Origin of the sequence: Arsenophonus sp. ENCA (assembly GCF_002287155.1) — a bacterium.
Classification (GTDB): domain Bacteria; phylum Pseudomonadota; class Gammaproteobacteria; order Enterobacterales; family Enterobacteriaceae; genus Arsenophonus; species Arsenophonus nilaparvatae.
Genome location: NZ_NHNG01000253.1, coordinates 1 through 5739 on the forward strand (window position 1 = coordinate 1; position 5739 = coordinate 5739).

10 protein-coding genes and 1 pseudogene are annotated in these 5739 nt (G+C 36.6%); 1 reads left to right on the forward strand and 10 read right to left on the reverse strand.

From position 1 onward, the window contains the following. From CBG25_RS06565 to CBG25_RS06580, 4 genes are all read right to left on the reverse strand, one after another. A partial coding sequence (locus CBG25_RS06565; RefSeq protein WP_290603693.1) for a hypothetical protein occupies positions 1-376 on the reverse strand: 376 nt, incomplete at its 3' end. Beyond that, a complete protein-coding gene (locus tag CBG25_RS06570) occupies positions 363-551 on the reverse strand; it encodes a hypothetical protein (RefSeq protein ID WP_290605477.1) in 189 nt (62 codons plus the stop codon). The genes CBG25_RS06565 and CBG25_RS06570, both read right to left, overlap by 14 nt. Positions 552-1962: 1411 nt before the next feature. Beyond that, positions 1963-2235 carry a hypothetical protein gene (locus tag CBG25_RS06575; protein WP_290605479.1) on the reverse strand — a complete coding sequence of 91 codons (273 nt, stop codon included), beginning with the start codon at positions 2233-2235 and terminating at the stop codon, positions 1963-1965. Between the two features lie 3 nt (positions 2236-2238). Then, a complete protein-coding gene (locus CBG25_RS06580) occupies positions 2239-2511 on the reverse strand; it encodes an HU family DNA-binding protein (RefSeq protein WP_290605481.1) in 273 nt (90 codons plus the stop codon). Between the two features lie 586 nt (positions 2512-3097). On the opposite strand from CBG25_RS06580, the gene CBG25_RS06585 reads away from it, so the two are divergent. Further along, positions 3098-3754: a replication initiation protein gene (locus tag CBG25_RS06585; protein WP_290605483.1), complete on the forward strand. Its 657-nt coding sequence runs from the start codon at positions 3098-3100 to the stop codon at positions 3752-3754. On the opposite strand, the gene CBG25_RS06590 is transcribed toward CBG25_RS06585, so the two are convergent. From CBG25_RS06590 to CBG25_RS06615, 6 genes and pseudogenes are all read right to left on the reverse strand, one after another. Beyond that, a complete protein-coding gene (locus tag CBG25_RS06590) occupies positions 3711-3953 on the reverse strand; it encodes a transposase (RefSeq protein WP_290605492.1) in 243 nt (80 codons plus the stop codon). The genes CBG25_RS06585 and CBG25_RS06590 overlap by 44 nt on opposite strands. Before the next feature lie 34 nt (positions 3954-3987). Then, a pseudogene (locus CBG25_RS06595) lies at positions 3988-4170 on the reverse strand (phage tail protein); the annotation flags it as partial. A gap of 17 nt (positions 4171-4187) precedes the next feature. Further along, complete coding sequence (locus tag CBG25_RS06600; RefSeq protein WP_290605487.1) at positions 4188-4601, reverse strand: HK97-gp10 family putative phage morphogenesis protein; 414 nt, start codon at positions 4599-4601, stop codon at positions 4188-4190. Next, positions 4567-4989, reverse strand: a complete 423-nt coding sequence (locus tag CBG25_RS06605) for a hypothetical protein (protein ID WP_290605489.1) — start codon at positions 4987-4989, stop codon at positions 4567-4569. The genes CBG25_RS06600 and CBG25_RS06605 overlap by 35 nt, the downstream gene beginning before the upstream one ends. Next, the gene (locus tag CBG25_RS06610; protein ID WP_290605490.1) at positions 4976-5302 is read right to left on the reverse strand and encodes a phage head closure protein; all 327 of its coding nucleotides are present in this window, start codon (positions 5300-5302) and stop codon (positions 4976-4978) included. The genes CBG25_RS06605 and CBG25_RS06610 overlap by 14 nt, the downstream gene beginning before the upstream one ends. Positions 5303-5386: 84 nt before the next feature. After that, on the reverse strand, positions 5387-5739 hold a 353-nt coding region (locus tag CBG25_RS06615), incomplete at its 5' end, for a transposase family protein (protein ID WP_290603898.1).

A 5739-nucleotide genomic window follows, 5' to 3' on the forward strand; every position in this document is an offset into this window, starting at 1 on the left:
GGCTGACAAAAATACATCCCAAATCTAAACGCGCCAGATTTTCAAGTGCTCTGAGCGAACTATGCCCTTTCATGATCCCATAAAGCAAAATTCCCATCATTGAACGAGGAGAATACGGCGCTCTACCTGTTGAAGAATAACAGCGTTCGAAAGGTACCCAGTCTTGTTCATCCAAAATCTCTGTGACAATAAATGCCCTACGTTCACCAATTTGCTTGAGATAATCGCAAAGGGAAACAGAACCCTCCAAGATAGGTAGATTTTGCGCTTTGACAAACTTACGTTTGGTGTGAGAAGGCGATTCCAGTTTGCGAGTAAATACGGTCATAAAAGATCTGCGTTTAAAACGAATAAAGCAAATTTTAATCGATAACATGAGCTTTTGCGACAGCCTCTTTCTGGCGTGGATTTTCGTATCGCCAAAAGGATTTTTTGAGTTTTTGGTTAAATTCACGTTCAGCGTCTTTCTCCTTAAAATATTGGATATTACGAGGACGTTTTTTGCTTTTTGCATTACTCTTACTTTCTTTGAAAATAATTTCTTGTGGCATTTTCCCTCCTGAGCGTTATGTTTTGTTGTTTCCAGATTTTTGGCATTAGCGACCCTCGTTAAAACGAAGATTGAATTAAAAACACCAAAACAGAACACACAAAAGTTGCATTCTGTCCTCTGGAAAACTCGACAGAGGAAAAACCCCAAATTTTATAAAGAGCGAATGCTGTGCATACGTACAGCAAAAAAAGATAATGAAATTGTAATGTGAAAATTAAAAATGTCAATAATTCGATCTATTTCAATAACTTACATGAAATTTGAGATTAAAATAAAGCGATCAAAATCAATGACTTACGTGATTGAAAAATTTTCACTTTTTTTCAAATTTGCAATCGAAAATCGCTATTTTGGAATTCTGCTATACTCAATACACTAGATAGTTGGATTTTTTCAGGAATCTTGAGAGGAAATTAAAGACCTTTATATTGGTTATATTTTTAAAACCAATATAAAACCAATATAAAACAAAAAAAATAAAAATAGTATATAAAGCAATCAACAAAACTAAAAATGTCCATAATTAACCCCAAATTGGTGTTTTTTTGGTGTTATTTTAATAAAAATAATAAACCTTCCTAATTCAGCGATTTAAAAACTAAAAATTTCAATTTTCACGGTCAAATTCAAAATCTGGATTGATATATTCCTTAAAAATCAAATTTAAGCCACCTAAATCGCATTCTGAGGCGTTTTCTCTGTTTCAGTCATGAAAACGTACCTTTTTAATTTTAGCGTTGCTTAAAATCGATTTGAGCGGGTTTTATTGATTTTAGATGCCGTTAGGCATGGAAGGCGACTCTCAAAAGTAACAGAAGAAAGCGATAGTTAAATCGCCGAAGCCCGCAAAGCGGTGAGAGATTGATATATTACACGGAACCCATGCGTAGCATCCCTGCAAAGCTCATTGGCACTATATGACAGCGATGATGATGTTAATTGTCTAAGATGAGGTATTGAAGCCCGATTATTGCAAATGTATTTGAGAGATGTATTATGTATTTGCTCATTAAGATTCGTATTGCGAATAAGAAATTTACATAAAACTAAAAAAGTTTCACCTCGACAAATTAGCCAACTTTTATGGTTGGCTTTTTCTATTCTGAAATCTGAAAATTCAAAAGCTCCTAAAAAGCATTAAGCCTGTTGCTCAATAGCAAAATTAATTGTGACTTACAAAAAAACCAGCTATTGATGATAAAATCATCAATTTTTGAATTAAAAATGACCTATATAAGATTAAAAAATAACTTATTTTTGTGTTTTTTAGATGTATCTAACTTGTTTTTATTGAAAGCAGTTTTATTTCACTATTGAGCAACAGGCTTATTGTGAGCAACGATAAAATTTTAGTCGTACGAATTTACGTTTTTATCGATAAAATGGCTCAGAATTGATTACAGGAGCTTTTAGAGGGGGTTTTGACTCTTCTTTCTGTCTTCCTTTAGCACTTCGATGAAGACTTGCTCGAATTCGTCATTTTTGTGGAGGTCGTGTTTGAGGATGTATTTGCTGACGAAGAAATCCGGTTCAATACCGAGTCGTCTTGAGGCTTTAAATCCGCGTTTGACCCAATCTAGGGGCAAAATGTGTTCGTGGGCTAATTCCTCAGCCCAATGCCAATCAAAACGTTTGATTTCGTCTTCACGTAGAATGCGAATTGACTTTGCGTCATAGGTCATGAATTACTTCACCGCCTCTTTGAGTCTTTGGCCAGCTTTAAAACTCGGTACGTTTGCAGCAGCAATTTTAAGTGTCTCGCCCGTTTTTGGGTGACGAGCTTCTCTCGCTGCCCGTTGCTTAACCTGAAAGCTCCCAAAGCCAATAAGCTGTACGCTGTTATCGGATTTCAAGGATTCTATAACCGTTTCGATGAAAGCATTAACCGCCTTCTCAGCATCCTTTTTGCTTAAGCCTGATTTCTCTGCAACTTTACTAATGAGTTCTGGTTTATTCATGGTATGCCTGAATTAATAGATTATGTTAATTTTTGTGATGCTAGCTGGAGCAGCGCTATAGTGCAATGTTTCATGGTTAATTAACTCAAAAAAATCTTTTTTATTAAAATCCCGCCGCTCGCCGCAAGTCTGTGACCGAGCAAAGCGAGTGAGCAGACGAGGAAGCGGAATGTCATTATTGTAAAAGAGAAATGCGGTCACTCAGTAGTCACATATTTTTCGGTTCAGGGTTTTTGTCAGAAGAAAAGTTATCCACAGGGGGGTTGTGGTAAATATAGGTATATTTTTAGGTAAAGGTCAAAAGAAGGTAAAGGAGTATAATATTTTTTATTTTAAACATAGAGTTATGGCAACAAACCCCACCTAGTTTTTACCCATATCCCACCTTAAAGTTTACTGATACCCCACCTAGTTTTTACCAATATCAACATGCTTAATTAATTTTTGAAGGTTATACAGGCCATATCTTACTTTTGCATCTTCTAGAACAATTATAAATGAACTTAAAAGCTATTATTAACAATCTTTATATAACACCTTTTTATTTTATAATAGGTGTTATATTGTTATGATCAGGGTGGGATGTATGACATCCATAAAAAAGTCGCATCACTTTATTTCAGCAAGAATGAGTCTCTCACCAAGAGAGCAAGACTTACTTAGCCTTATGATTTTAGGATTAAAAAAAGAGGCAGATAAAATAAAGTTCACTAAAACTGATGAAAAAATACCAACTTCATTTATTTTTCATACAAGCGAGTTATGTGAACATTTTTCTATGTCTAGACAGGGTTTATATAAAACCCTTGATGATGCAACTACTTCAGTTATGGGACGATTTGCTGAGATCAAAAATGATGAAATTCATTCGTTTGAAAAAGTATCATTTTGTAGTTATGCAGAGTTTAAAAATGGAGTTTTAAGGCTTTCTGTAACAGAGGAAGCAGCGCATTATATGCTTGATTATTCTAAAGGATTTGGTGAGATAGATCTTAAACTGTTGTTGTCTTTTAAAGGTGGGTATGAAAAAAGGATTTTAGAGCTTATCAGTAGATTTAAGACTATAGATTATTCTACTTCATTAAATGAACTTTGCTTGATGTTGGGTACAGATTTTAGAAAATTCAAAAGATTTGATGTGTTTAAGAATACCGTTTTAATTAAGCCGATAAAAAATATAGCACGAGTTTCGCACAAAACTAATTTGGGTACGCTAATAAAACACGGATGTGCTCAGCAATAGCATTTTTGATTACGTCCCAATTTTGTTGATAAAGGGTTATTTTTTCAGATATACGACGTTTATGTTGTTCAAACCACGCAGAAATAGCGAGAAAAATATGATTTCTTTGCGCTCGGCTCGTGCGAGCCTGACAGCGTTCAATACCACAATTTTGTTTAACTTCTCGATGATAAACTTCAACAGACCAACGGGCATCCATGATAGATTTGACGTATTCACGGGTGGGATTCTCTTTGTTTGTTGGTATCAATTAATGTTGTGCAGTCTATAAAGCTACCGGTTAATCCTGTTGCCCCGATCGCCCTGCAAGTATCGAGGAGTTTCATTGCCGTCACTGCATCACCCACTTTGCCAAATTTCACTACCGTACCTTTAGGTAACTTAGCGTATTCCGGCGAACTTTTTCTTTTAGTCATTGTATTTTCCTATTGTATTAACGATATTTTCCAATGCTAGCGCGAAGTTCTAAGGCCAAGGCATTAAGGATAAATTCACGGTGATAATCCAATGCGGGTCGGATAAAAGGGCGCGCTATCTGTTTAACCGTACCAAACTCCTGCGCGCGCGCTTTCATCGCATGTTGTTTTGAGGGGCCAACTCTCACTGTGACGACGGTTTGTGTTTTATTATCATTTAGGCGACTTTGGGTGCGGATTTTAATGCTATCTCGCATATGTTCTTTTTTGCTTAGCCCGTCATAACCCGAATTTGACTTCATGTCGTCTAACACCGGTTTCATTGCTTCACTCCCTGCTTTGCGTAAAACCTTAACCGCAACGTCATCGCCCAGTTTTTTTAATGCGGATTCAAGATCACTTAATCCTTTCACTTCTACTCGATTTCTCATTCTGCATCCTCTCCGCGTATGTCAGTATGAAATCACGACCAACGCGATAAATTTTACGGTTATCGGTTTGTTCTTCCATATCTTGCCAAAGATTACTACGCTCAACATTTTGCACTGGGTAATTACCTATGTAACCGTGCTCAATACTTTCCCATTCGTCACGGATTTTATCGATTAATAACAATGCCTTTTTATAATCATCGATAAGTTGAATAGTAACTTGAAATCTGGCTTGTACGAGTTTGCTCTTGGCAAGTCCGGTAAACATTTTTGGATCGCTAATGCGTTGATAAACTATTCCTTCTAAATGATTAGAAGGTAATGCTAGATAATAAGCGGATAATCCAGTGATCCGTTCTAAATCTGATTTGATGTCATTTTCTATCATGGCGACTATCTGCTTCTGTGGTTATAATGACGCTATCTGATTCATTTCTATCAACAGCTCGCACGGTGAAATTACGGTTTTGATGCCCTATTAACCAATTAATATCAACATCACTTCTTGGCCTGATTGTAAATCGCATGGTTTCAATAACCTGTTGTTGTTCCGCTGTTCGTATTTTGCGATTAGATATCGCCTCTGCTTTAGCCCAAACTTCACTCACTTTCTCCGTGATCACTTTTTCACCGCCAAGATCATCACGAATGATCGTAAATTTTGAGAGTGTAATACGTTTAGTTAATGATCCTGCTAACATGAACACCTCAGATAATGACAGGTTTATGCAATAAGCGTGTTGCTTAATAGTGAAATAAGGGTGTTTCGGTGATTGAAGTAAATTTTACGCTGTTCTGAGATGGAAATTCCAAAGACCTGCGCTAAGGAGTAAGAAGGTATCATCAATAAAGGGTCTACGATTCCGTAAAATTTGGGTCATGCAACCGAGGCGCTTGATACCCGCGATGGCGTGTTCAACTGTAATACGGATGCCCGAGATTATTTTATTTTCTTGTTTTTGTTCAGGCGATAAAGGTCTTTTTCGAGTTCCTTTTTTTGGGATTTGTGTATTAGGATGCTGTTTATCTATACCTTGAAAACCGGTATCTGCCCAGATGGTTACCTCAGGAGGAATATGGCGAATTATATCGACTTTATCGAGTAAGCGTTTATCGTGACGGCGCCCATTTTTGCTCA

Coding starts and splice junctions, on each gene's coding strand:
- CBG25_RS06610 (WP_290605490.1), bottom strand. CDS start 5,302: ATGTTAGCAGGATCATTAACTAAACGTATTACACTCTCAAAATTTACG.
- CBG25_RS06580 (WP_290605481.1), bottom strand. CDS start 2,511: ATGAATAAACCAGAACTCATTAGTAAAGTTGCAGAGAAATCAGGCTTA.
- CBG25_RS06575 (WP_290605479.1), bottom strand. CDS start 2,235: ATGACCTATGACGCAAAGTCAATTCGCATTCTACGTGAAGACGAAATC.
- CBG25_RS06600 (WP_290605487.1), bottom strand. CDS start 4,601: ATGAGAAATCGAGTAGAAGTGAAAGGATTAAGTGATCTTGAATCCGCA.
- CBG25_RS06585 (WP_290605483.1), top strand. CDS start 3,098: ATGACATCCATAAAAAAGTCGCATCACTTTATTTCAGCAAGAATGAGT.
- CBG25_RS06590 (WP_290605492.1), bottom strand. CDS start 3,953: ATGGATGCCCGTTGGTCTGTTGAAGTTTATCATCGAGAAGTTAAACAA.
- CBG25_RS06570 (WP_290605477.1), bottom strand. CDS start 551: ATGCCACAAGAAATTATTTTCAAAGAAAGTAAGAGTAATGCAAAAAGC.
- CBG25_RS06605 (WP_290605489.1), bottom strand. CDS start 4,989: ATGATAGAAAATGACATCAAATCAGATTTAGAACGGATCACTGGATTA.